This window comes from Phytobacter cepae (assembly GCF_054165735.1).
This window is the reverse complement of the sequence record NZ_CM135107.1, coordinates 3,782,200-3,805,690: the sequence shown is the minus strand read 5'-3', so window position 1 is coordinate 3,805,690 and position 23,491 is coordinate 3,782,200. Positions and strand designations below refer to the sequence as shown.

The 23,491-nt window shown below is 52.3% G+C and carries 22 protein-coding genes; 9 read left to right on the top strand and 13 right to left on the bottom strand.

The window, feature by feature from the left end; translation table 11 throughout:
- Nucleotides 1-7 precede the first annotated feature (7 nt).
- Together ACUY4Q_RS17905 and ACUY4Q_RS17900 are read right to left on the bottom strand one after the other, a co-directional pair.
- Entirely contained in the window at nucleotides 8-1,159 is a 1,152-nt protein-coding gene (locus ACUY4Q_RS17905; RefSeq protein ID WP_458044056.1) for an MFS transporter, read from the bottom strand.
- Nucleotides 1,156-2,301, bottom strand: a complete 1,146-nt coding sequence (locus ACUY4Q_RS17900) for a serine hydrolase domain-containing protein (protein WP_458044055.1) — start codon at nucleotides 2,299-2,301, stop codon at nucleotides 1,156-1,158. Before ACUY4Q_RS17900 ends, ACUY4Q_RS17905 begins: the two co-directional genes overlap by 4 nt.
- 111 nt (nucleotides 2,302-2,412) lie before the next feature.
- Between ACUY4Q_RS17900 and ACUY4Q_RS17895 the strand changes: the two genes are divergently transcribed.
- From ACUY4Q_RS17895 to ACUY4Q_RS17885, 3 genes are all read left to right on the top strand, one after another.
- The gene (locus ACUY4Q_RS17895) at nucleotides 2,413-3,312 is read left to right on the top strand and encodes a LysR family transcriptional regulator (protein ID WP_458044054.1); all 900 of its coding nucleotides are present in this window, start codon (nucleotides 2,413-2,415) and stop codon (nucleotides 3,310-3,312) included.
- 128 nt (nucleotides 3,313-3,440) lie between these two features.
- Complete coding sequence (locus tag ACUY4Q_RS17890; RefSeq protein WP_458044053.1) at nucleotides 3,441-4,493, top strand: fatty acid desaturase; 1,053 nt, start codon at nucleotides 3,441-3,443, stop codon at nucleotides 4,491-4,493.
- Nucleotides 4,405-5,196: a phosphate/phosphite/phosphonate ABC transporter substrate-binding protein gene (locus ACUY4Q_RS17885; RefSeq protein ID WP_458044052.1), complete on the top strand. Its 792-nt coding sequence runs from the start codon at nucleotides 4,405-4,407 to the stop codon at nucleotides 5,194-5,196. The genes ACUY4Q_RS17890 and ACUY4Q_RS17885 overlap by 89 nt, the downstream gene beginning before the upstream one ends.
- A 691-nt stretch (nucleotides 5,197-5,887) precedes the next feature.
- On the opposite strand, the gene ACUY4Q_RS17880 is transcribed toward ACUY4Q_RS17885, so the two are convergent.
- On the bottom strand, nucleotides 5,888-6,292 hold the full coding sequence (locus tag ACUY4Q_RS17880) for an H-NS family histone-like protein (RefSeq protein WP_458044051.1): 405 nt from the start codon (nucleotides 6,290-6,292) through the stop codon (nucleotides 5,888-5,890).
- 371 nt (nucleotides 6,293-6,663) lie between these two features.
- Here ACUY4Q_RS17880 and ACUY4Q_RS17875 point away from each other — a divergent pair, with 371 nt between their 5' ends.
- Both ACUY4Q_RS17875 and ACUY4Q_RS17870 read left to right on the top strand, forming a co-directional pair.
- Nucleotides 6,664-7,062 (top strand): hypothetical protein, encoded by a 399-nt coding sequence (locus ACUY4Q_RS17875; protein WP_458044050.1) that lies wholly within the window; start codon nucleotides 6,664-6,666, stop codon nucleotides 7,060-7,062.
- Between the two features lie 5 nt (nucleotides 7,063-7,067).
- Nucleotides 7,068-7,610, top strand: coding sequence for an RNA polymerase sigma factor (locus tag ACUY4Q_RS17870; RefSeq protein WP_458047382.1), 543 nt, complete (start codon nucleotides 7,068-7,070; stop codon nucleotides 7,608-7,610).
- Between the two features lie 49 nt (nucleotides 7,611-7,659).
- Here ACUY4Q_RS17870 and ACUY4Q_RS17865 read toward each other — a convergent pair whose 3' ends face one another.
- From ACUY4Q_RS17865 to ACUY4Q_RS17825, 9 genes are all read right to left on the bottom strand, one after another.
- On the bottom strand, nucleotides 7,660-7,881 hold the full coding sequence (locus ACUY4Q_RS17865; protein ID WP_458044049.1) for a cupredoxin domain-containing protein: 222 nt from the start codon (nucleotides 7,879-7,881) through the stop codon (nucleotides 7,660-7,662).
- A 488-nt stretch (nucleotides 7,882-8,369) separates the two neighbouring features.
- Nucleotides 8,370-8,756, bottom strand: a complete 387-nt coding sequence (arnF, locus tag ACUY4Q_RS17860; RefSeq protein ID WP_458044048.1) for a 4-amino-4-deoxy-L-arabinose-phosphoundecaprenol flippase subunit ArnF — start codon at nucleotides 8,754-8,756, stop codon at nucleotides 8,370-8,372.
- Complete coding sequence (arnE, locus tag ACUY4Q_RS17855; RefSeq protein WP_458044047.1) at nucleotides 8,756-9,091, bottom strand: 4-amino-4-deoxy-L-arabinose-phosphoundecaprenol flippase subunit ArnE; 336 nt, start codon at nucleotides 9,089-9,091, stop codon at nucleotides 8,756-8,758. Before arnE ends, arnF begins: the two co-directional genes overlap by 1 nt.
- Nucleotides 9,088-10,749, bottom strand: a complete 1,662-nt coding sequence (gene arnT, locus ACUY4Q_RS17850; protein WP_458044046.1) for a lipid IV(A) 4-amino-4-deoxy-L-arabinosyltransferase — start codon at nucleotides 10,747-10,749, stop codon at nucleotides 9,088-9,090. Before arnT ends, arnE begins: the two co-directional genes overlap by 4 nt.
- Nucleotides 10,746-11,645 carry a 4-deoxy-4-formamido-L-arabinose-phosphoundecaprenol deformylase gene (gene arnD / locus ACUY4Q_RS17845; RefSeq protein ID WP_458044045.1) on the bottom strand — a complete coding sequence of 300 codons (900 nt, stop codon included), beginning with the start codon at nucleotides 11,643-11,645 and terminating at the stop codon, nucleotides 10,746-10,748. Before arnD ends, arnT begins: the two co-directional genes overlap by 4 nt.
- Nucleotides 11,642-13,624: a bifunctional UDP-4-amino-4-deoxy-L-arabinose formyltransferase/UDP-glucuronic acid oxidase ArnA gene (gene arnA, locus ACUY4Q_RS17840; protein WP_458044044.1), complete on the bottom strand. Its 1,983-nt coding sequence runs from the start codon at nucleotides 13,622-13,624 to the stop codon at nucleotides 11,642-11,644. Before arnA ends, arnD begins: the two co-directional genes overlap by 4 nt.
- Entirely contained in the window at nucleotides 13,621-14,604 is a 984-nt protein-coding gene (gene arnC, locus ACUY4Q_RS17835) for an undecaprenyl-phosphate 4-deoxy-4-formamido-L-arabinose transferase (protein WP_458044043.1), read from the bottom strand. Before arnC ends, arnA begins: the two co-directional genes overlap by 4 nt.
- Before the next feature lie 2 nt (nucleotides 14,605-14,606).
- A complete protein-coding gene (gene arnB, locus ACUY4Q_RS17830; protein WP_458044042.1) occupies nucleotides 14,607-15,746 on the bottom strand; it encodes a UDP-4-amino-4-deoxy-L-arabinose aminotransferase in 1,140 nt (379 codons plus the stop codon).
- A gap of 527 nt (nucleotides 15,747-16,273) precedes the next feature.
- Nucleotides 16,274-16,954 carry a DUF2076 domain-containing protein gene (locus ACUY4Q_RS17825; protein ID WP_458044041.1) on the bottom strand — a complete coding sequence of 227 codons (681 nt, stop codon included), beginning with the start codon at nucleotides 16,952-16,954 and terminating at the stop codon, nucleotides 16,274-16,276.
- Nucleotides 16,955-17,659: 705 nt separating this feature from the next.
- Here ACUY4Q_RS17825 and ACUY4Q_RS17820 point away from each other — a divergent pair.
- The 3 genes from ACUY4Q_RS17820 to ACUY4Q_RS17810 all read left to right on the top strand — a co-directional run bounded on the left by ACUY4Q_RS17820 (nucleotide 17,660) and on the right by ACUY4Q_RS17810 (nucleotide 21,304).
- Nucleotides 17,660-17,974 carry a PTS sugar transporter subunit IIB gene (locus ACUY4Q_RS17820; protein WP_458044040.1) on the top strand — a complete coding sequence of 105 codons (315 nt, stop codon included), beginning with the start codon at nucleotides 17,660-17,662 and terminating at the stop codon, nucleotides 17,972-17,974.
- Between the two features lie 306 nt (nucleotides 17,975-18,280).
- On the top strand, nucleotides 18,281-19,726 hold the full coding sequence (locus ACUY4Q_RS17815) for an MFS transporter (protein WP_458044039.1): 1,446 nt from the start codon (nucleotides 18,281-18,283) through the stop codon (nucleotides 19,724-19,726).
- 273 nt (nucleotides 19,727-19,999) lie between these two features.
- A complete protein-coding gene (locus ACUY4Q_RS17810; protein WP_458044038.1) occupies nucleotides 20,000-21,304 on the top strand; it encodes a sensor domain-containing diguanylate cyclase in 1,305 nt (434 codons plus the stop codon).
- A gap of 231 nt (nucleotides 21,305-21,535) precedes the next feature.
- On the opposite strand, the gene ACUY4Q_RS17805 is transcribed toward ACUY4Q_RS17810, so the two are convergent.
- Nucleotides 21,536-21,982, bottom strand: coding sequence for a winged helix-turn-helix domain-containing protein (locus tag ACUY4Q_RS17805; RefSeq protein WP_458044037.1), 447 nt, complete (start codon nucleotides 21,980-21,982; stop codon nucleotides 21,536-21,538).
- 674 nt (nucleotides 21,983-22,656) lie between these two features.
- On the opposite strand from ACUY4Q_RS17805, the gene ACUY4Q_RS17800 reads away from it, so the two are divergent.
- Nucleotides 22,657-23,454 carry a fimbrial protein gene (locus ACUY4Q_RS17800; protein ID WP_458044036.1) on the top strand — a complete coding sequence of 266 codons (798 nt, stop codon included), beginning with the start codon at nucleotides 22,657-22,659 and terminating at the stop codon, nucleotides 23,452-23,454.
- The last annotated feature ends 37 nt before the right edge of the window (nucleotides 23,455-23,491 follow it).

Here is a 23,491-nt window from a genome sequence, read left to right as displayed (position 1 = left end):
GCGGTATTCAGGTTTGGCAGGCTGGCGACCGGGCCAGCCACATAGCCGCTATTAACAAAATAATCAGCCAGGGTGCGATCCCCGTGATGCCTGCGTTCTCTAAGATAAGCCCGCCCAGTATCCCCCCTCCTGCAATCGCCACATTCCACACGGTGACGAGCATGGATTGTGCCACATCGGTTGCTGGCTGCGCACGGATCACCATAGCGGTCTGAAACAGCGTGGCGGCGCCGCCAAAGGCCAGACCCCAGAGCGCCACGGCTGCCCTGATAGCAGGCGCACAGGTAATTTTCAGTTGCATCAACAGTGCCGCCATTAAAAACAGACCGATGCTCAGCAACGTCAGACGGCGGAGATGCCTGTCGATCAGCAGGCCGGTGAGTACAATGCTTAACAACGAACAAATACCAAACAACAACAGCACCGCATCGGTTCGTGCCGTCAGACCCGCAGGTGCCAGGAAAGGCGCGATCCAGGTGTACAGGAGGTTGTGAGCCAACACAAACGTAAGTACCAACAGTAATAATCTGCCTACGCCAGGTAATCGCAACACATCGCGTAATGTCAGACGTTGCTTAAGAGGCTGCCCTGCGATATCCGGCGCACTCAGCCGTAGAATAAGCATCAGGCATAACGACAGGGCGCTCAGAGCGGCAAAACAGAACCGCCAGCCGATTAAATTGCCCATAAATGTGCCAACTGGAACGCCAAGCGAGAGGGCAAGCGGTGTGCCTGCCATCGCGATAGCAATCGCTTTACCCCGTTTATGCGCTGGCACCATGGCTGCGGCATAACCCGCCAGTTGCGCCCACAGCACGCCGGCAGCAATTCCCGCCACTGCGCGCGCAGCCAGCATCGTGGCATAATCATGAGTTAAGGCCGTCACCGTATTGGCAAGGGTAAAACCCGCCAGCGTGAGGATTAGCAATCGCCGACGCCGCCACCCTTGCAAGAGAGACATTAATGGAATGGCGGCGGCAAAAGAACCGATGGCGTAGACGGTTACGCTCTGACCCGCAGCCGCCAAACTGATGGAAAGATCCGCGGACATCGGGATCAGCAACCCGGCAGGCAGCGCCTCGGTCAAAATAGTAACAAACGCCGCCAGGGACATTGCCAGCAGCGGCACGAGGGGTAACCGTTGGGCAACCTGGCTCATTTCATTCCCTCAATTCCACGGTACACCGCATCACGCAGGTCATTTACAAACTGCCCGGACATGCCTTCATATAAGGTATTGCTGAAGGCGACCACGCTGAGTTCTTGTGCACGGTCAACAAACCAGGCATGCCCGTAGGCACCTCCCCATCGCCAGGTACCGGGCGACTCCGGTGAGAGGGCTGAGTGTGGGTCGCGCAGCACAGAAAAACCAAGACCAAAGCCGACGCCAGGCGTATTTGGTATCTCAAGTGGCGCAATCTGGTCGCGGCCCATTTCCGCGACCCACTGTTCTGATAAGATTTCACCCCCGCCGATGCGTAACGTCTCTAACAGGCGCATAAAATCACTTACCGTTCCCACCATTCCGGCGCCACCAGACGGATAAGCCTGCGGGTTAAAAACACGCGCCGGGCTGTAGCAAACGCCGACAGTATTCTCGAAGGGAGCAACATATTCCCCCTCTTCCAGGGGATGGGGCTGCGGCTGGTCGTTTACATACGCAACGGCTACCTGCCGCTCGGGTGAGACAAAAAAGCCCGTGGCATGCATGCCCAGCGGATCGGTCACCAGTGTTTTTACCGCGTTATCCAGCCTCTGCCCCTGCACTTGCTCAATGACCGCGCCCAGCACATCGATCCCCAGTGAATAGCACCACGCGGTGCCAGGGGGAAAAAGCAGCGGCACCGAGGCGATACGCTGCGTATTTTCAACGAGCGTTAACGCGGAACTATCCATCCCATCTGAGACGCCTGCCCGGGCATAAGGGCCGTCAGCGCTCTCTTCCAGAAAACGATAACCGAGGCCCGACGTGTGGCTCATCAACTGCCGAAGTGTTGGTGACGCGGCGCGGCCCTCCGCCAGGCGTGGGCTGAAAACGGGTAAGTAATGGCTAACAGACGTATCAAGATCAAGCACGCCCTTTTTGACCAGCACCATTGCGGCGGTGGTCACAATGGGCTTGCTGACCGATGCCAGACGAAACAGGGTGTGGCGTGCCATCTGTCGCTGATTTTCCCGGTCAGCAAAGCCAGACGCGCTGTGGAAAACCGTTTTTCCGTGATGGTTAATCATCACTTCAACGCCGACCAGACGTTGTTCTGCCAGCGCCTGGTGGATGACATTCACAATAAAATCATGCATGGGCTTATCTCCTCTGATATCAACGCGTTCACAGTAAAGACTTCGTGATTACGGAAAAAGAGGGGTATATTTCATCTCTGTGCGGACAAAAATTCCGTAATAGGAGGGCAGGTGGAGAGCGTCAATGGGTTTATGGTTTTTGTGCAGGTCGCTGAAGCGGGCAGTTTTGTTGCCGCAGGCAGACACCTGGGGATTTCGGCGTCGGCAGTAGGGAAGAGCATCGCCCGTCTGGAGGAGAAACTGGCGGTGCGCCTGTTTCATCGAAGTACGCGTAGCATCACGCTCACCGCCGAAGGGCACCTGTTGTTGGAACGGAGTCGACGCATCCTGGCGGAAATCGATGCTGCCCAGCAGGAGCTTTCACAGGCCTCGGCGCGCCCGATGGGTAAACTGCGCGTGAGCCTGCCGCTGGTCGGGACACTGGTGCTACCGGTATTAGGGGAATTTATGCGGCAGTACCCGGACATTCAGCTGGAACTGGATTTCAGTGACCGGATGGTGGATGTAATAGCCGAAGGTTTCGACGCCGTATTACGCATCGGCCACCCCTCAGATTCCCGCCTTTCAGCACGCAAGCTCGGCCATTTTCGTTTTATAACCGTTGCCGCACCCTCGTATCTCGCCTTGCGTGGGGAACCGCAAACGCCCACCGCGCTTTTGGATCACGCTTGCCTGCAATACCGTTTTCCATCGAGCGGTAAAGTGGAACGATGGTTGATGCGTGGCAATGATGCGGAAGTCGAGTTAGCGTTGCCCGCGTCTATGGTTTGCAACAATATTGAAACCCGAGTCTGCTTTGCTCTGCGCGGGCTCGGCATCGCCTGGCTGCCAGACTTCGCCATCCGCGACAGGCTGGAAGAAGGTACGCTGCGCGAAGTGTTATCTGATTATGCTAATCATACCGGCGTCATGTATCTTCTCTGGCCGGCAAGCAAACACCCCTCTCCCAAGCTACGCGCACTGATCGACTTCCTTAGCGAACGCTTATTTCCCGCAGGAGACCTGACGTAAACAGGCACATGAATATAGGAGGTGTAAAAGCCATTTTCTTCATGAGCTAATCCATTTAAATACTTTGTTATTTCTGCGCTTTTCTCACATCGTCGCCAAAGCGTAATGGCCCAAAGGTGTACGAGTGAATGACAAAAAAGACAACGGCGTATTTGCATGAGCAGCAGCGGATATTCATTCAGAATCTGTCCCGCTCCTGGCGGTGGCGCACCGAATGGCCGACCTGGGGATTAATCGGCGTGGTCTACGGCGGCTGGTTTGGCACGCTGGCGTACTGGCAAACGGTGGGTCTGCTACCGGCAACGTTGTTACTGATCTGGTTCACCACATGGTATATGTCGTTACAACATGAACTTATACATGGTCATCCGACGCGCTGGCCCTGGGTGAATCAGCTCTTCGGCCTGATGCCGCTCGCAGTCTGGTATCCGTTTGGGTTATACCGTGATTCGCATCTGGCGCACCATCGCGCCCATAGCCTGACGCTGCCGGACGAAGACCCCGAATCCTACTATTTTTCTAGCCGTCACTGGCGGCGTTTGCCCCGCTGGCAACGTCAACTTATTCATCTGCGCAATACGTTTGTTGGTCGCCTCCTTATTGCACCGCTGCTCGATATCGTGGCAATGATGCAGGGGATTGTCGCGGACTTTCGTCAACGGAAGCCCAGAGCCCTCATGATGTGGATGGTCCACTTTATGTTGCTGGTGGTTACTTTTGTCTGGATTGCCCACTGTGATTTTTCGATCCTTTGGTTTGTACTGGCGGTCAGCTATCCGTCGCTGGCGCTTACCAAGATTCGCTCTTTCCTTGAGCATCGAGTTGCTGATGATCCGCTGGCACGCTCAGTGATCAATGAAGCAGCATGGCCATGGCGGGTCCTGTTTCTCAACCTGAACTATCATTCTGTGCATCATGATCTGCCAGGCGTGCCCTGGTATGGTTTACGATCCCTCTACCTGCTTTATCGTGCTGATTATCAGCGACGCAATCATGGGTTCGTGGTGCGCGGTTACGGTGAATGGGTAAAGCAATTTTTCTTCAGATCGGTGGAGGTCAATGCCCACCCCGGTTTTCATTCGAGCGAAGCACATGCCCCATCAGATAGCCTTTCCGATGTACAGTCTGCACCGACCGGACAGCGAAGCGTTCATACAGACACTACGTTCTCTGCTGGCTAAAAGAGGATTAACGGCAGAACCTTGCTGGCCGACGTCGAACCTTATTGACCACTGGCGCAGTGACGATCTGCTGCTGAGCCAGACGTGTGGTTTCCCGCTGATGACGCAACTGCCGGACCTGCAACTGGTGGGCGGTTTTCACTATGCCGCCCCCGGTTGTGAAGGGACTCATTATCGCAGTTTTATCGTGGCGCGCCGGGAAGAGCTCCCCCAGCAGTTTGCCGACTTCCGCGGCCGCCGCGTGGTTTGTAACAGCGCAGATTCGCAGTCCGGCTACAACGTATTACTAAAAATGATTACGCCACTGGCCGCGGACGGGGCGTTTTTCTCTCATGTTCTGTTTAGCGGCAGTCACCGTCAGTCGCTCATTGCGCTAAAAAAGCGAGCAGCGGATATCGCCGCGATTGATTGCGTGACCTGGGCACTGATCAAACGGCATCAACCCGCGTTGCTCGATGGACTGGTCATTATCGGCCAAAGCCCGCTGGCGCCGGGATTACCGCTGGTGACTTCGCCGTTAACTTCGCCACAAACCCTTTCGTTATTACGCGACGCTCTGCATGAACTGGTAAGTGACGCAGCACACCAGGCCGTTTGCGCCGCGCACGATATTGACGGTTTCAGTGAGGTCAGGCGAGAGGCCTACAGGGTGCTACTGGACTGGCGCGATGACGCGATAAGGCGCGGCGTGACCCGGTTGTAGCAGGGCAGCGAACTGCTCGCCTTTTTAGCTGGCTTGCTTTAACCCGGCGTAAGTACGTGTGGCCCGTCAGGGACAGATATTATTTCTGCACAGGGGACAGGCAGTTCATCATCCTGCCCCGGCTCGTGTGGTTAAATATGCATTAATACTGTCGGTTTATTATCACTGCGGGCAGACAGTATCCGCGATATTTTCCTCAATTTTCATTCTTATCGACTCAGGCGAAACGCGTTGAGTGGGTAATCTTAAACATCAGGCATCTTAAATACCTTTTTGAAAAAAGCAGAAACTGTGTTGGAAGTATTTCTGAATGCAACCGGGTATTTATCAGACAAACATTATTCCTGCTTTAAAACACGTGTTTGCCGAAGGGATAATAGTGTGAGGATGCGAACGCGTGACTGGCAGCTTTGTGGCAAATTTGTCAGTGTCGAAAGAAATATCATGCGCCTGGCTGATTAAATATTCAGGATACTTCTGAATTTTTATCAATGCGTGCGGCGATAATTTGACCGTGCTTATGGGATGAAGATGAAACGTAGCGTGAATGAATCATTAAGAAAAGCAATGCGTCTCAGGAGAGAGTCGGTTTGAATCGTACGTAAAAACGCACAAAAAACATGAGTAATGAAAATGGGTGGGGAAGTAAGGAAAGGGTAGTGGGGAGTCAGTAAACTCCCCACTAAAGAAATCAGATAGCGAAATCTTCGAGTTTTTTGCCTTGCTTAATAGCGGCAGTAATTGCTTTAGGGGTACGACCCTGGCCAGTCCAGGTTTTCTCGCTGCCGTCTTCATCAATATACTTATATTTAGCCGGACGCGGCTCACGCACTGACTTACGTTTAGTGGTGGTCGTTTTCAGAGAAGAGAGAAGTTCAGTCGGATCAATACCTTCATCAAGTAATTTCTGACGGAAGGCAGCCAGTTTGGCTTCTTTCTCTTCGAGTTCACGTTTCTGTGAAGATTCTTCTTCACGACGTTCTTCAACAATAACAACCAGCTTTTCGAGCATCTCTTCAAGAGTTTCAAGAGAAACTTCACGAGATTGTGCGCGAAGGGTGCGAATGTTGTTAAGGTTTTTTAGTGCTTCTGACATCACATTACTCCTTGTCCTGGAAATTAAAATCTAACAAAACAATTTTTAGTTATTATTGAGTAAAAATCAATACCGGAATAGAGAGTAATTTCGCGATAACGCATTATTTTTTAAAACGGCGCTCAGTTTTTAACATCGTGATATATTTTTCTGCACAGCGATTTCAGATATCACTTGTATAAATATGACGTGTTGCCCCAAAAAAGCGCAGCGTATCGCTTATATCCTGCAAAAACGTAGGTCTTTTCCGTCAGGCTGTGAGCGAGCAAGAAATTTTTTGCGCTTAAGGCAAAAATTTTTTGCGTTTTGTAGCAATATTTTTATTGCTGATTCGTCTACCTCGATACGACTAACGTAAGTGGAGAGAGACAATGAGACATTTTGGTAACCCCCGTCGCCGTCATCCCGGCAAGTTTGGATTACTGTTTATTATTATCACAGCGGTGATGACGCTGCTGGTAATGTCGCTATGGAATGCATTAATGCCCGAGCTGTTCGGTCTTAAAAGCATCAGTTTCTGGAGTGCGCTGGGTTTACTGGTGCTTTGCCGGGTTTTATTCGGCGGCATGGGAATGGGGCCAATGATGTTCAAAATGGCACGCGATAACCGGCAATTACATGAGCGCTGGATGAATATGAGCGAAGAAGATAAGCAGGCATTTTTTGCCAGGCGTCAACATCGTGGGCATCGTCATGGCTGGGGATGTCATGATGAAGATAAAACGCCTGACAAAAATAATGAACCGGCAAAACCTTTTGATAATGCGTAATCGTGATGGACAATGCCGATAACGCCTCCTCAGGACGAATCCTGGATGCCTTGTTAGCATGCCAGACAAAGCTCAGGGCATTTATCCGTCGTCGTATTCCCGTACGGGAAGATGTCGACGACATTCTTCAGGATGTTACGCTGCAATTAATAAATGTTGAGCAGCCTGTTGAGAATGTCTCTGCCTGGCTTTTTCGCGCCGCACGCAATGAAATGGTGGATCGCTCACGTAAAAAGCGGGAGTGGTTATTTTCTGATGATGAAAACATTGAGAATGATTGTCAGGCCATATTATTCAGCGAGGCGGGTAGCCCGGAAGATACCCGTTTAAAAGAACTTTTCTGGGATGAACTGGAAAGTTCGCTGGCTGCTTTACCACCAGCGCAGCGGGAGGTGTTTGAAAAAACCACTTTGCAGAATTACAGCTTTAAACAGCTTTCGCTTGAAACGGGTCTTCCAGTGCAGACCCTGTTATCGCGAAAACATAAAGCGGTACGTTATCTGCGTGGCCGACTGACATCACTTTATAATGACATCATGCTGCCTTAAGAGAGGGAACCTTTTACGCGAAGAGCGCAAGCATATTATCAGCTGAACGTCAGAGTTTTGACTTGCGCTGTTTCCAGACGGCGATGGCGTCATTGATGTTGTTGGTGACGATATCGCCGACTTTCACCTGATTGAGATAAACATCGTAACGATCTTCATTGTACTTAAAGACAATGATGTCGCCCTGAAAACGCACCCGCCGCTCTTTTACGGTGATGCCCCGACTGCGCATGGCAATTTTGGCGATGGGATCTACTTTCCTGTCTTTCATGTGGATATCTGTTAGCCTCTTATTATCTTTTGTTGTATCCAGGCTGACGCGCAGACGTCATGATATTAATTTTATATGCCCGGGAAGAAAAGGCCATCGGCTTAAAAAGAGTATGGCAGACAAAAATAATCCCTGGTGATGCCTTTCTTAAGGTTTTCTTAATGTTGTCGCGCTCTATATGCCGACGGCTAAAGGCGTATCGTATTTACAACGCAGGGGCTGAATTAAATTCGCACTATATTGTTGAGAATTGTTTAGATTCTCATTTCGTTTTTTATAAATAGCGAGTTGCGGAACTGGTGTCGTTAAGAGCATGTTTGCGCTTAAACATGCTGCGTAAAATCCGACCCTTTATTAAAGAGATAACCAGCAACATGGGTGGGATAGGCTGAATGAGCAGAAACGCCCTGATGTTCGTATTCACTGAACAGTAACCCGGTCAGCGAAATAAAAAAGCAGATTCATCATCGCAATCACAACCACACACCTTAATCCTGCTGACTTCTTCCTGGCAAAAAAATCACCCACACCCCGGCTGTAATCGTTAATACGCCGGCCAGCGATTGCCACGAAAAGACGCCCTCAAGCCCCGGTAAAAGCAGCGATGCCAGCCACACCAGCACATAGCTCAGGCTGAGCAGCGCATAGGCTTTACTCAACGCCAGGCGGTGCAGCGCCAGATACCAGACAAACATGGATGCCAGATACCCCCCCAGACCGGCCAGCAGCAGTGTGGTTTGCAGATGAACAGGCCAGAGCGCACTGGCAAAAGCGTCATACTCTGAAACCGGTGGCAGTGAGGACATGGCATAGCCCATGGCGAGCTGCGCGGCGCTGGTCAACAACACGCTGATTAACGCATAGACGATGCCCATCAGGCGATCCCTCCCAACATAATAATCCCGATGATGATGAGGCCCACCCCCAGCCAGTGACGAGCGCTTACCGGTTCCCGCCAGATCCCCCATGCCGCCAGCGTCACCCAGACAAAATTAAGACTGAGCATCGGGTAGGCCAGCCCAACGGGCACTTTTTGTAACACCCGCAACCAGAGCAGCATGCCGAGACCGAGAGAGACCAGCGCTAACCCCAGCCACAGAAGATGATGGCGGCGACGATCCGCCCCTAAAGGTGGGCGGGTGGCCTGTTTTTGACACAGCTGCCCGGCAACGCTGAGCAGGCTGGCGAGAATCAATAAGCTCCAGGTCATGGCAGAGGCGCATATTCAAGCAGTGCGATGCGTCCCTGGACGTACACGCTGGTGGGAGGCGGCAAGGCAAGATCGCTGACATCTTCGTTTTTAGCCAGTAGCACCACCAGTGAGGTGGTGCCGTCCTGACGGTGCGTTGCCAGCCATTCGCTGAAGTCGCGCGCTCTGATCAGTTTACCTTTCGCATCCGGGTAATCGAGACCATATTTCAGCTCTCCGCCAAAATTAAACAGCATGATATCGCTCCGTTTAAGTTCCCAGGCGAGGCCTGCGGCCAGCCCGACGTTGTCGGCGATGACATACTGACTGCGCTGAAGTGTTTCTCTGTTCATCTCCACCAGAAACTGCGGCTGCTTGGCTTCCATGATCCGGTTCGGGAGCATAAACCCGAGCAGCAGCGCCAGACCTAAAGGACAGAGCGCCGAAAGTACCCAGTTTTTTTCCGTGTTACGCAGGCTGTACCAACCCGCCAGCGCCCAGACAAAAAAAGCGATAGCCGCGCAAAAGGCTTTATAGATTTCAAGCGGCGCCCAGACCGGATGTTTCATTGGTCCCCAGGGGGAGGCAACAAAGGCCGCAACGATGCCGACAGCGCCAAAGCCGATGTTGATCCAGGCATTAATCCGTAGCGCCCGACATCCTCTCTCCGCCGCCCGCACCGCGTAATGTGCCATCAGCATGGCGAGTGGGGCAAAGCAGGGGAGGATGTAGGTCAGCAGTTTGCCCTTAGCGATGCTGAAAAACAGGAAAGGCATCACTATCCAGCACAGCAGATAAAGCGTCGCCCGTTGGTTATCGTGGTCACGCCAGGCTTGGCGCAGTGTACCCGGCAACAGCCCAAGCCACGGGAGGCTGCCCAAGACAATCACCGGGAGGTAATACCACAGCGGAGCCTTGTGCTGAGCGTTATCCTGGGCGAAACGCTGAATATGCTCCACCCAGAAGAAGTAGTGCCAGAAATCCGACTCACGCTGGGCAATCGCCAGACCCCACGGCAAAATAGCCAGCACGCAGCTGAAAATCGCCAGCCACCCCCAACTCAGCACTTCCTTCCATTTTTTCTCTACGATGACCCAGGGCAGTACGCTCAGTACCGGCACGGCGAGGGCAAGAAAGCCTTTGGTCATCACGCCCATGGCGCAGGCCACGCCGAGGGCAAAATAGCCCAATGCTTTACGTGAGCGGGTTTGCGCCTGCGTCGCCAGCCAGAAAACAGACATGGCGGCGATGAGCCACAGGGCAATCATCGGATCGAGCACGGCGTAAGTCCCGATGCCGTAAACTTCCAGCATCGTGAGGAAAATGGCTGCGGCAACCAGCGCGATGCGCTTATCGCGCCAGAAGCGCCATGAAAGCCCGGCCACCATACAAGCCACCAGGGCGGTGGAAAAAATCGCGCCAGCACGAACGGCAAAGTTGCTGCTGCCGAACAGCCATTGGCCCACGCTATTCAGCCAATAACCGGCGATGGGTTTTTCGAAATAGCGTAAGTCGAGGAAATGCGGCACCACCCAGTTACCAGAGGCGAGCATTTCACGACTGATCTCGGCATAGCGTGTTTCATCAGGTTGCCAGAGCAAGCGCCATTCCACTGGCACCAGATAATAGAGGGCGAAAAGCGCCAGAACGGCAAGGCCGTAGCGCGAAGATTTCGTCATTCTGTTCTCTCCATTTGCTGACAGCCAAGCCAGCCTTCACGACCTGCTATCTCGCCACGGACAATTTTGCCCACGGGCAGGGTGCGGACATGTTCCGGCAGCAGCTCACTTAACGGGCAAAAACAGATCCCGGCTTGCGCGGCCTGCGTCAGGAGATCGTTAAAGGTATCGCGCCAGGCGATGCCCTCGACTTCCGCATGGATGGTGTAAACCGGCACACCGGGATCGTCGAGCATTTTGCCGATGATAAAATCGTTAAATTCTGCGGCACTCACGCTACGCCCCACCACCTCATCCCAGGTCGGCAAGGTAACGGGAATTTGCACCGTGCCGGTTTTTCCTGTTCCGGTCAGAGGGGTAAAGGGTGAAATACCGCGACAGTCGCTGTTGTAGTGAAAGCCAAAGGCCTCTTTGGCCTTCACCACCCGCTGGTCAGCGCGCCAGCCCGCGACCGCAGAGCAGGTGACGGGAGCGTTGATGATGGCTTCCAGCTCCTGCTTACCCAGTGCAATTTGCTGTAAAAGCCGATCGTTATCCCACACCCCACACCAGGTTTGCCAGGCGTGGTGGTCCCAGGCATGCAGCCCGACTTCATGGCGTGCCGCCGCATCGCGAATAATATCCGCATTGGCGCGGCCAATATTCCTCCCCGGCCACGCCGTTCCGGCAAGTAAAATATCCCAGCCGTACAGCGAGGCGGCATTGGAGCGCAGCATCTTCATCAGGAATTTCGGCTTTATCAGCCGCCATAAATGGCGGCCCATATTGTCCGGTCCTACGCTGAAGAAGAAACTTGCCCGCACGCCATGACGCTTGAGCATTTCCAGAAGCCGCGGTACGCCCCGACGCGTCCCGCGAAAAGTATCAACGTCGATGCGCAGACCCACTTTTCTCATGGTTTCTGTTCCGTGACCTCAACGGTGCGCAGGAAGAAGTCCAGCGTCTCCTCAACCGTTTTGTGCATGTCGACCACCGGCTCCCAGTTCAGGCAACGGCGCGCATTGCGAATGTTCGGTTTGCGGTGCTCAACGTCCTGATAGCCCTTGCCGTAATAACTGCTGCTTTCGACATCACGGAAGCCGGCAAACGGCGGGAAATTAGCGCGCAGCGGGTGACGTTCAAAGCTGGCAAGCAGCATTTCGGCAAGTTCTTTGATGCTCGCTTCGTTCTCCGGGTTACCAATATTGATAATCTGGCCGTCGCAACGCCCATCTTTATTCTCGATGATACGGAACAGGGCTTCGATGCCATCACTGATGTCGGTGAAGCAACGTTTTTGCTTACCGCCTTCAATCAGCTTAATCGGCGATCCTTCTACCAGATTAAGGATCAACTGGGTAATGGCGCGTGAACTGCCAATACGTGCGGCGTTTAAGTTATCCAGACGCGGCCCCATCCAGTTGAAAGGGCGGAACAGGGTAAAGCGCAGCCCCTCTTTTTCGCCGTACGCCCAGATGACGCGATCCAACAACTGTTTTGATACCGAGTAGATCCAGCGCTGTTTGTTGATCGGCCCAACCACCAGGTTAGAACTGTCTTCATCGAAGTTTTTGTCTGTACACATGCCATACACTTCAGAAGTTGACGGGAAAATAATGCGTTTCTGGTATTTCACACAGTCACGGATAATTTTCAGGTTCTCTTCAAAATCCAGCTCAAACACGCGCAGCGGGTTACGGGTGTACTCGATAGGCGTGGCAATGGCGACCAGCGGCAGCACGACGTCACATTTCTTGATGTGATACTCAATCCATTCGGAGTGAATACTGATATCCCCTTCGACAAAATGAAAACGCGGATTATCGAGGAAGCGACTGATGGCGTCGGTGCCGATATCGAGACCAAAAATTTCGAAGTTATCATCGCGCAGCAGACGTTCGGTCAGGTGATTACCGATAAACCCATTCACCCCGAGGATCAGCACACGGGTACGGCGCTTAATGGTCGAAACCGGCTTGCTGCTGAGCAGGGCGCCCGCCACCAGGCCCAGCGATAGGGCCAGCTGCGAGCCCTGCATCCAGACCCCTTTATCCGTCTGCCCGGTAACGATTTCCAGCACCCCTTCGCCGCAGGCCACACGCAGCGGCGAAACAGAAACAACCGTGCCAGCGCGGGCAGGGGGGAGATCGTTGATAACCCGCGTTTTCCAGACGATGAATTTGTTGGTGCCCACAAAACTGAACGCCCCCGGCCACGGGTCAGAGACGGCGCGCACCAGGTTATGCAGCGCGGTGGCCGGTTTTTCCCACTCAAGATTACCGTCTTCCGGCGTACGGCGACCGTAACAACTGGCGTCGGCCTCGTCCTGGACGCGCTCTATAACGTCGCCAGACTGGAGCAGCGGCAGGCTTTGGTTCAACAATGCCCGCGCGGCGTCACACAGTTTATGGTGCAGAGTGAGCGCCACATCGTCCGGTGCGATAGCGACCCGCTGTTGCGCCACGATGCCGCCAGCATCGGCGCGGGCGGTCATGCGGTGCAACGTCACGCCAGTCTCAGTTTCGCCATTTGCCAGCGCCCAGTTGAGCGGGGCGCGACCACGGTATTTCGGCAGCAGCGAGCCATGCAAATTAAAGGCGCCGCGCGGCGCAAGTTCGAGGATCTCTCTGCAAATCAGGTTGCGGTAATAGAAGGAGAAGATAACCTCGGGGGCTTCTTTACGGATGCGTTCGATCCACAGTGGATGGTTCACGTCATCCGGCGCATAAACCGGGATTTCGCGCTCAGCGGCCAGGCGGGCGACCGATTTGAAAAAGGCATTTTCACCCGGTGCTTCAGCATGGGTGAAGATGGCAACGATGTCATAGCCCGTTTCCAGTAATGACTGGATGCCCACGCATCCCATATCGTGATAGGCAAAGACGACGGTTTTCATTGCGGTGTTTCCTCAGTTGAAGGCGAAGTATTCTGGCTAATGACGCGTTGGACAAAGTAGCGGGGGCGGGCACGCACATCGTTATAGATGCGCCCGATGTACTCACCGAGCAGGCCCATTCCGACAAATTGAGCACCAATAAAGGTGAACAGCAGAGCAAACAGGGTGAACACCCCCTCCGCCGACCACTGCGGGCCCAATATCAGGCGCATAATGATAAGCACGATGGACAGCGCAAAACCGGTGAGGGCGATGATGCTGCCAAACACGCTCAGCAGGCGTAACGGCGTGGTGGTCAGGCAGGTCACCAGGTCGTACATCAGGTTAATCAGACGCATAAAGCTGTATTTTGAGTCACCAAACTCACGTTCAGCGTGATGCACTGGTATTTCCGTTGCCCGACGGGCAAACATATTTGCCAGGATGGGAATAAAGGTGCTGCGCTCATGGCAGTGCAGCATCGCATCCACAATGTGCCGACGGTAGGCGCGCAGCATGCAGCCGTAATCGCCCATCGCTTTGCCGGTGGTACGCTGGATCAGATGGTTAATCAGGCGCGAGGCCGTTTTACGAAACAGGCTGTCCTGGCGGTTCTGACGCACGGTGCCAACCACATCAAAACCCTCTTCCGCTTTGGCGACCAGCGCCGGGATCTCTTCCGGTGGGTTCTGTAAATCGGCATCCAGGGTAATAACCAGGTCCCCGGTCACGTGGCTGAATCCGGCCATAATGGCCGAATGCTGGCCGTAATTGCGGTTGAGCAGCACTGCGACAATATGGCTGCCGGAGGCTTGCGCCGCCTCAACCAGCATGCTGGCGGAGTTGTCCTGACTGCCGTCATCGACCAGCAGGATTTCATACGCTTTGCCGATGGCATCGCAGGCGGCATGGGTGCGACGAATTAATTCCGGCAGGCTCTCCTGTTCGTTATAAACAGGGATGACCACCGACACTTTATGAATGGGCGTGGAGTCGAACATGGCTATCGTCTCGCAATGTGATGAAGTTCGGCGATAACACGGCTGACATCGTCATCGGTCATATCCGGGAACAGCGGGAGAGAACAGATGCGGGCACTGTTCCAGTCGGTATTAGGTAGCGACACATTCGGGAACTGTTCGCGGTAGAATTTTTGGGTGTGGGCCGCACGGAAATGCAGGCCGGTGCCGATGCCGCGCGCTTTCAGCCTCTCCATCAACGCATCACGGGAAAGGCCGCACCGTTCTTCATCGACACGGATAATAAACAGGTGCCAGGCGTGAGTGTGTGGCCAGGCAGGCAGCGCCAGGGGAGCAAAGGGCGTCTGCGCCAGTTCTCGTAAATAGCGCGCAGCGATCTCTGCCCGCCGCTGATTGGCCTGCGGCAACTTGCCCAACTGAACAAGGGCAAGCGCCGCGTTGATATCCGCCAGATTGTATTTGTAACCGGGCGCGATCACCTCAGCCTGAGGCGCGCGCCCGTGCGTCTGGCGGTCATAGGCGTCGACGCCCAGACCATGAAATTTCAGGCTGCGCGCATGCTGAGCCAGCGCCTCGTCGTCGGTGACAATGAGTCCGCCTTCAGCACAGGTCATATTCTTGATGGCGTGGAAGGAGAAAATCGCTGTGCCGCGCCAGCCAATGGGGTGACCTTTGTAACGGGTACCCGCGGCATGGGCGGCATCTTCAATGACCGGAATGCGGTGTTTTTCACCCAATGCATAAATGGGGTCAATATCAGCTGGTGCACCGGCATAATGGACGGGAATGATGGCCCTGGTGCGGGGAGTGATGGCGGCTTCAATGGACTCGGCGGCGACCATTAGGGTCTCCCGATCGACATCGATCATCACCGGTGTGGCGCCCAACAGCACGATCATATTTAACGTGGAAACCCAGGTCATGGAGGGGGTGATAACTTCGTCACCCGGGCCAATACCCAGCGCCATCAGCGTGACATGCATGCCCGCGGTGGCCGAACTGACCGCGATGGCGTGGCGGTTCCCCGTCAACTGACAAAAAGCCGATTCCAGTTCCTGATTTTTAGGGCCAGTGGTAATCCAGCCTGATTTAAGGACATCCTGAATCGCTGTTAATTCATCCTCGCCCATTGAGGGGCGAGAAAAAGGCAGAAACTCATGCATTATTTTTCCTTACCGATGCTGGCAATATGAAAACGCACTGTAATCAGAGGCGCGATATGCCCATAAAGTCGAAAACACATTTTTAGGTTATGAGTTGTTTATTAACTCAACCTTAAGAGAGTGCTAACTTCTTTTAATGTTCATTTAAAAAAAGAGTTGTTTAGGATGTGTTTATAAAATTAATAATGAATTGCTTTGTGATGTTTTATTTTTCTTTTGAATCAATACGTTGATTTGTATTGGGTGTTGGGGGGGAGATAGTTTGGAAAAGTTCATTATTCGCTGATTTATTTTTAACTATCACGATTTTGTTTAATTTTTGTTGAAGGTTTTATCTTTGTCATTAATTCGTCATTAAGATTTTATGTGGGTCATATTAACTATCCAAAATTCATTTTTTGGATTGCTTTTCTTTGACCCTGTCTGGAAAGAGATTGTTACGTTTTTAATGGGAAGGGAAATGAGATTTATATCAAGGTATTGCCCCATCCACGCAAACTGTCGGATAGGGCAGGTATTATTGGTGGTTAAATAAACCCGTCGTCATCGTTGCTGGTATCAAAGTCGTCGTCGCTCTGATCAAGGAAACTGTTATCGTCATTGGGATCGATAAAGCTCCGGTCCGAAGTGTCGATAAAATTGCCTTGGTTCAGATCGTTGAGCGTCGGATCGCTGGTGAAACTGGATACCGGTTCGAGTGGCTGCTCAATAATGTTCACAATCTCTTGCGGTTGCGAGTGATGGAACATGCTGGTGAGCATGTCGGCGATCACCACACCGCCTGCCACACCGGCAGCCGTTTGTAACGCACCTGACATGAACCCTCCCGCCCGAGATGCAGAGGCCGGTGGCTGTTGGGCATAATTGGGCGCAGGGGGTTGTTGCCCGCTGTTCCAGTTATTGGCTGGCTGTTGGGGCTGGCTTCTGGCGCCACCAAACAGGCTGCTAAGAAAACCGCCGCTGGCAGGTGGCTGGCTTTTTAGCGTCGCTACCTCATTTTCTAATTGCTGAACCTGCGCATGCAGGCGTTTCAGTGCTGCTTCCTGAATCAGCATCGATTGCGTCATGTAGTAAGCCGCAGCCGGTTGCTGGCGGACAAAATCACTAATCAGCCGATCGGCCTGTGCATCCCGTGCACCGCTTTGCTGTTCTGCCTGTTTCAGACGCTGAAACAGCCCTTCAATAAGCCGTTGTTCTTCAAGTTGCATAGCAAAAACCTCAAGTGCAGGAAGGGAAGTTAAGCGTACATGCCGCACGCGTCTCATCTGCAATAGTAGCCTGGCGCTTATGAAGGGAGTACAAACGGCGCATCAACAACGCAAAAAGCCTTTCGATGACCCTACGCGCTGAGAAATCACCAGTAATCTTACGTATTAAAGCGATAACACGGCGCCATAAGAACACAAAAGTTAAAGCGATGACTGGGTCCGGCTGAAAATCGACGAAGCGTATCCGCAAGGCCGGGGCGACGCGCAGGGATGCGCGGCGAGGGCGACTTTACAGGGACGTTACCTTCGCCCGTCCACGATAAGCCTGAAGGAATGCGCTGAGTGGACCGCGCCAGCGGCGATTTTCCTGGCCGGGAGCCCGGGTCGCCAGGGCGGTGGCGGTGAACCGCCCTGGCACGTTCACGGGTTCTGGAGCGATAGAAAAGCAAGGAACATAAGGTGAACGGAATGACCCTCAGAGCCGCATGTTTCCCCTCACCCTTGCCCTCTCCCCAAAGAGGAGAGGGGACTGTCCGTGCTCGTATTATTTTGTGGGGATTCCTCAGCCCTACGCGGGCAGCGGAGAGATGAGCAGACAGAAACGCAATGATAAATTGCCACTTTATTGGTGAAATAATGAACAGTTCCACATTTTTTCATTCAGGTAAGGCATAGTGTAAAAGCATCTTATAAGAGGACAGGACCATGAAAAGGTTACTTATATGTTGCTTGTTTGGTAATACGGCGATGACCCTCGCCAAAAAAATGCAGATCGTTGCGGATGCAAACAGGTATCAAATTCAGATCAGTGGCGTGGGTGTCGATGGTTTTGCAAGCGTGGCGCCTGCGTTTGACTGCTTCCTGGTTGCGCCACATATTCAGTACAAGTTACCTGAACTTAAAAAGCTGATAAAAGAAGGGCAATCGATAGCCATCATTGAAAGCTATCCATTTGCCTCGATGAATGCTGAAAAGGTGTTGTCTTACGCTGTTGATCGTCTGTCTGAATTAACGGATTAATGTTGAACGGTTCAATCCGCTATGCAAATTTTTGAATTCGCAGTTTCGTGACGGCTGCGCCATTTCAGGAGCAGCGGCGTAAAAGCGCCTGAATGCGTGCCACAAGTTCAATTAACGAAAAGGGAGGCAGATGACTATCTGCCTCCCTTTCTTGCGACTGGGCGGGTGAATATATTGCCCAACATCAAAGCGGGGGCAATCCGGGGCAAAAGAGATTATCCTGCTAACGGTTTTTTGGTATAACAACTTTTCAATCCTGTAAGACCTTTACGCATTCGTCGAGGTTATCCATGCTGAGGAAACTTTATGTCCTCGTCTGATTCAGCCCAGGCAGAAACGCCGCGGGAAGAGGTAAGCGGTTCCGGGCGTCTTTCCGGCCTGGCGCTGCTGGTGGCCAGCGCATTTTTTATGGAGTTCCTTGACGGTACGGTGATTGCCACGGCCTTGCCCGATATGGCGCGGGCTTTTGGCGTCTCGGCAGTCGATCTCAATATTGGGATCAGCGCATACCTGCTCACCCTGGCCATGCTCATTCCTGCCAGCGGTTGGGTGGCTGAACGCTTTGGCGCCCGGACAATATTCAGCCTGGCGTTGTTGATTTTTACCGTGGCATCGCTGCTTTGCGGACTGACCCATAACGTCACCGAATTTGTCCTCATGCGGATCTTGCAGGGCATCGGCGGTGCCATGATGGTGCCGGTCGGACGTCTGGTCGTGCTGCGCACTACGCCAAAAAACCAGTTGATCAAAGCGATTGCGACGCTGACATGGCCGGCGCTGGTGGCACCGATTATCGGTCCACCATTGGGTGGGTTTATCACTACTTATGCTAGCTGGCACTGGATCTTTTTCCTCAATGTGCCGCTTGGGATCGTGGCGATCGTCCTGGCGCTACGCATGATGCCGGGTCTGACTGCCGAAGAGAAACGGCCTTTTGATGTGCAGGGTTTTCTTGCCACCGGCATCACCATGATGTGCCTGGTGGCTGGTCTGGAAATGTTCAGCCAGCAGCATGTCAGCCTGACGATGGCGGCTGTTACCCTTGCGGTTGGCGTGCTGGCATTAGTCTGGAGCCTGCGGCATCTGCGTCGGGCACGCACACCGTTAATCAGTCTCACGGCGCTTTCCGTACCCTCATTTCGCATCACCATGCGCGGCGGTTTTATTCTACGTGCCACTATCAGCTCTGCGCCTTTTATGCTGCCGTTGATGTTCCAGGTTGGGTTTGGCATGAATGCCTTTGAAGCCGGGGCACTGGTGCTGGCGGTATTTGCCGGAAATCTGGCGATGAAGCCTGCCACGACGCCGCTCATCCGCCGCTTTGGTTTTAGAAAGCTGCTGATTGGCAACGGTATCGTCTGCGTACTCTCCCTCTTTTTCTGCGCATTTTTAGCGCCGGACTCGCCGCAGATGTTGACGCTTGCGCTGCTTTTCATCGGGGGGCTGAGCCGCTCAATGCAATTTACCGGCATCAGTTCACTGGCGTTTGCTGAGGTACCTTCCAACGAGATGAGCTCAGCCAACACCCTATTCAGCACGTCGCTTCAACTGGCGAGTGGGTTAGGTGTCACCATGGGGGCACTCAGTATCCGGGCGGGGGGCTTGCTGACCGACTGGATGGGTTATGAAGATATTCAGGGCATGGCGTTCCGGCTGGGTTTTGTCATTATTGCGCTGATAACCGCCGTGGGTTGGTATGACATGACGCGCCTTGAAGCCGGTGCGGGAAGTAATATTTCACGTAAACCCTGAGGGCCTCAATGCTTACCTTCATGATCCACGCCTGGGGGCCGATGTAACCAGTCATTATGGACGAAATGCGTGATTCTTTAGCGAAACAGCGTTTCGGGCTTGTCTTAGTTGCCATTGATGTGGTGAATAAGTAAAACTCTTACCTAAGCGGCATCCCCGATGGGTGCGCTGCCATGCAGTAGTGTGTGACAGGTGGACAAGCTCACCTGGCCCTGGCTGTCCGGGCGGATTATGGGCAGGCGGATAATAATGATGAATGATAAGAAAAAGCAGATGACACTGCAGAATGACGATGTTAATCACCTGTATGAATTATTGAATTACAACTCAGACTGGGTGTGGGAAGTCGACGCGCAGGGGCGTTATACCTGGTCTTCGGATGTGGTCACTGACCTGCTTGGCTACCCGACAGCAGAAGTGATTGGCAAAACGCCTTTTGATTTTATGCCGGCAGGGGAAGCAGAACGTGTTGGACGCGCATTTCTTGAAATCGTCACCGAAAAGCGGGCCTTTTCGGGGTTGGTCAATCGCAACAGGCGTGCCGACGGGCGTATTGTCGTACTGGAAACCAGCGGCATCCCGCTGTTTGATGAGAGTGGAGAATTGCGTGGCTACCGTGGGGTCGATCGTAACATTTCCAATTTAGGTGAGCGCGTACTCCAGCTCGAAACCATATATGAGACAACGCCAGTCGCGCTTTGCATGATTGACCGGCACGGGCATCTGGTGATGTCTAACAAAGCCATGACCCTGCTGTTAAGCAATGATTCTCAGGAACTGACCCAGCGGCATCTCTCAGAACTGATGCCGGAATTCTGGCATCTGTTTGAAGAAGATTTTGCATTAGCCGATATGGGCGAGAGCATTCCGGGGCGAGAAATCATCTGGCATGACCGGTGCTATGATACGCAGTCTGTTGCGGTCAGTGATGCCAGCAGCAATGTGGTCGGGCTCTCCGTGACATGGGTGGACATTACCGCTCGTCGCCAGGCAGAGCAGAAGCTGGCCGGGGCCAACCAGGTGCTTCAGCGGCATGCGCAGCACGATCATCTGACCGGGCTGTTTAATCGACGCTACATGGATGAATGCCTGCTGAGTGAGATCGCGCGTGCCCACCAGCTCAAATCCCCGCTTTCCATCTGTTTGCTCGATATCGATTTTTTTAAACTGTACAACGACAGCCAGGGGCATCAGGCAGGCGATGAGTGCCTGAAAACGGTGGCCCAGGCGCTGATCGCGTCATTAACCAGAAGTGATGATAATGTCAGCCGCTATGGCGGAGAGGAATTTCTGGTCATATTGCCGGACAGCAACAGAGCGGCCGCGCTGACGGTAGCAGAGCGTTTACGTGAAAAAATCAACGGCCTCAAACTGCCTCATTCCTCCAGCCCTTTGGGGTTTTTGAGTATCAGTATCGGTGTTGCTACGTTAGATTGTGAAAGCGCGTTTGCGGAAAATCTGCCGCAGCATATGATTGCCAGCACATTGATAAATAAAGCCGACAACGCGCTCTATGCAGCAAAAAAGCAGGGGCGTAACCGGGTGATAGCCGCCGGTCAGAAGACCATTGACGCCTGACCCACCATCACACTGTAAAAAATACCCCTTCTGAAGGGAAATCCCTCTCTTCAGAAGGGGAGACCACATGGCCATTCGTTACAAAAGCCCCTTCAATCTAGTGAGCCTGTAAGTAAATGCCACATGTATAAATAATTATCATGAATAACGAAGATGTGATCGATTACCTAATGGAATAAAAACCGGACGAATGCGCTGCCTGAACGTTACAGAAAAGACGGGTGCCGCAGGTCAGGCGGAGTGTTGCAAAGGCTTCATCATGACCTCAACGGGAGGAACATAGGTTTGCTGGATTTGTAAACGTTTCTCGCAATAAAGTGCCGTCACGATCTCCGTTTTTACCTGGTAACCTTTATTGTCTACCCGACTGATAAAGTCATCCTCAATACCCATCAAACTGAGCGTCAGTTTCAGGTCCTGCATCACTTGCCAAAGGCGCGGTGCCGAAGAGCGTAAGCCATATTTATCCCAGACATTGACCAGCAGCCGATGTGTGGTAATCACGCCTTTATCGCCATTCGCCAGCAAAAACATCAACAGACGCAGCTTGGTATCACGCAAAGGGATCCTGCTGCGTTTACCCGGTTTCACTTTTCCACCGGTGTTGATCAGATGTTTGTGAATAATGTCGAACTGAATGTCTTGACCTATATAGTAGCCGAATAATACTTTGTTCATTATTCTCATCCTTGATGTATTACGTCTGACGCAGTTGGCGAAATATACGCTAACTGCACAACGAGTATACGGCCTTCATGGAAACGGGAGAATATAATAAGTGTGTCATTCCATTTTTTCGGAAAAAACATATTTTCCGGAATTATAGGTTCGGCTTTTATATCCATTAAATATTTACGTTATCAATATTAATTATCCTTATAAGAAAAATCCTGCAACATAAATTACATTTACCTTACGAAAAAAGAATAACTGCCCCCGTAACGGAGCTGCTCTAATACGCTGTTTTTAAAGCGTAAAAATTTAGTTCGTTTTTAACGCGCTAAAAAAAGCGAAAAAAAATACGGAAAAAAAGGAATAGATGAATTGATTCCGGTCAATAATTTATTAAGTGAAAAATATTAAACACTGCCTATCTCCTTTGTGATTGGTTTTTTATGCTGATTTTTAAGCTTATTGTGGTTTTCCGTGTTTAGCATTGCAGGTGTTATGCACGTTTCGCATTTAAAGATAAATTTACCGACGAAAAGATGGCGTGTCGCGAATAAATCTCTTGCTGGTTCCGACTTGCCTGTCGCCGAAAGTGTTGATAACGGCACAGCCATCTTTATCTGCTTACTCATTAAGCAAATGGACGTTTGCATTTTTTTATCTCTATTATGGGACATCACAATATGAAAAAGCTTCTGATTGCATCATCTGTGCTGACTGCACTGACCATGGGTGTGGCGCATGCCGACCCCGAGACCCTGAACGGCGGTACCATTGAGTTTATCGGTGAAATTTCAGATACCACCTGCTATGCCGCTGTCGATGGCACGGCAGCAGGCACAGCGGGAACTCCTGGTGACACCAGTAACACTGTTATTTTGCCAGTAGTTGCAAAAAGTCTGCTTAACGGTGCGAAGGGTAAAACCGCGGGGTTGACAAAATTCAATATTGCCGTGAGAGCCGATATTACTTCGGGCGCTTCTGCGTGCACACTGGGCAAAGTTGCGGACAGAGATGCCAATGGCTTGCCGAAGAATACTTCACATACAGTGAACAAAGTCCGTGCAATTTTTGGCGGTACACTGTCCGATGCTAATAAGACAAACAACTATTACGCGCCGGGTAGCACTACAAGTACGACTTTCACCTCTGATACCTTCAATAACGTCGATATGACGACGGGTTACTTAAAAAACATCGCTGAAGTTGCAGGCGGTGCCGGTACCCGCACATTTCCTACCGATTTAAGTTCAAACCCTAATGGCAGTTCTAAAAATGTGCAGTTGCAACTGCTGAATAATGATCTTTCGGTTATTAAAGTGGGTGATGCCACAAGTCAGATGGCAAGTAACACCTCTGCTGCTCTGGCTACTCCCGACAAAACGTTGCTGCCTTACTACGTGCGCTACATTTCAACTGATATCACTGTTGACGCAGGTATGCTGCGCAGCTTCGTTACTTACGATCTGTATTACGAGTAATGTCTTAAGGGGCAGAGATTGCCCCTTTTCTTTTTCT

Coding starts and splice junctions, on each gene's coding strand:
- ACUY4Q_RS17805 (WP_458044037.1), bottom strand. CDS start 21,982: ATGAACAAAGTATTATTCGGCTACTATATAGGTCAAGACATTCAGTTC.
- ACUY4Q_RS17800 (WP_458044036.1), top strand. CDS start 22,657: ATGAAAAAGCTTCTGATTGCATCATCTGTGCTGACTGCACTGACCATG.
- arnD (WP_458044045.1), bottom strand. CDS start 11,645: ATGAGAAAAGTGGGTCTGCGCATCGACGTTGATACTTTTCGCGGGACG.
- ACUY4Q_RS17880 (WP_458044051.1), bottom strand. CDS start 6,292: ATGTCAGAAGCACTAAAAAACCTTAACAACATTCGCACCCTTCGCGCA.
- ACUY4Q_RS17875 (WP_458044050.1), top strand. CDS start 6,664: ATGAGACATTTTGGTAACCCCCGTCGCCGTCATCCCGGCAAGTTTGGA.
- ACUY4Q_RS17890 (WP_458044053.1), top strand. CDS start 3,441: ATGACAAAAAAGACAACGGCGTATTTGCATGAGCAGCAGCGGATATTC.
- ACUY4Q_RS17900 (WP_458044055.1), bottom strand. CDS start 2,301: ATGCATGATTTTATTGTGAATGTCATCCACCAGGCGCTGGCAGAACAA.
- ACUY4Q_RS17825 (WP_458044041.1), bottom strand. CDS start 16,954: ATGCAACTTGAAGAACAACGGCTTATTGAAGGGCTGTTTCAGCGTCTG.
- ACUY4Q_RS17870 (WP_458047382.1), top strand. CDS start 7,068: ATGGACAATGCCGATAACGCCTCCTCAGGACGAATCCTGGATGCCTTG.
- ACUY4Q_RS17820 (WP_458044040.1), top strand. CDS start 17,660: ATGAAAAGGTTACTTATATGTTGCTTGTTTGGTAATACGGCGATGACC.
- arnT (WP_458044046.1), bottom strand. CDS start 10,749: ATGACGAAATCTTCGCGCTACGGCCTTGCCGTTCTGGCGCTTTTCGCC.
- ACUY4Q_RS17865 (WP_458044049.1), bottom strand. CDS start 7,881: ATGAAAGACAGGAAAGTAGATCCCATCGCCAAAATTGCCATGCGCAGT.
- arnE (WP_458044047.1), bottom strand. CDS start 9,091: ATGACCTGGAGCTTATTGATTCTCGCCAGCCTGCTCAGCGTTGCCGGG.
- ACUY4Q_RS17905 (WP_458044056.1), bottom strand. CDS start 1,159: ATGAGCCAGGTTGCCCAACGGTTACCCCTCGTGCCGCTGCTGGCAATG.
- ACUY4Q_RS17885 (WP_458044052.1), top strand. CDS start 4,405: ATGCCCCATCAGATAGCCTTTCCGATGTACAGTCTGCACCGACCGGAC.
- arnB (WP_458044042.1), bottom strand. CDS start 15,746: ATGCATGAGTTTCTGCCTTTTTCTCGCCCCTCAATGGGCGAGGATGAA.
- arnC (WP_458044043.1), bottom strand. CDS start 14,604: ATGTTCGACTCCACGCCCATTCATAAAGTGTCGGTGGTCATCCCTGTT.
- arnA (WP_458044044.1), bottom strand. CDS start 13,624: ATGAAAACCGTCGTCTTTGCCTATCACGATATGGGATGCGTGGGCATC.
- arnF (WP_458044048.1), bottom strand. CDS start 8,756: ATGGGCATCGTCTATGCGTTAATCAGCGTGTTGTTGACCAGCGCCGCG.
- ACUY4Q_RS17810 (WP_458044038.1), top strand. CDS start 20,000: ATGACACTGCAGAATGACGATGTTAATCACCTGTATGAATTATTGAAT.
- ACUY4Q_RS17815 (WP_458044039.1), top strand. CDS start 18,281: ATGTCCTCGTCTGATTCAGCCCAGGCAGAAACGCCGCGGGAAGAGGTA.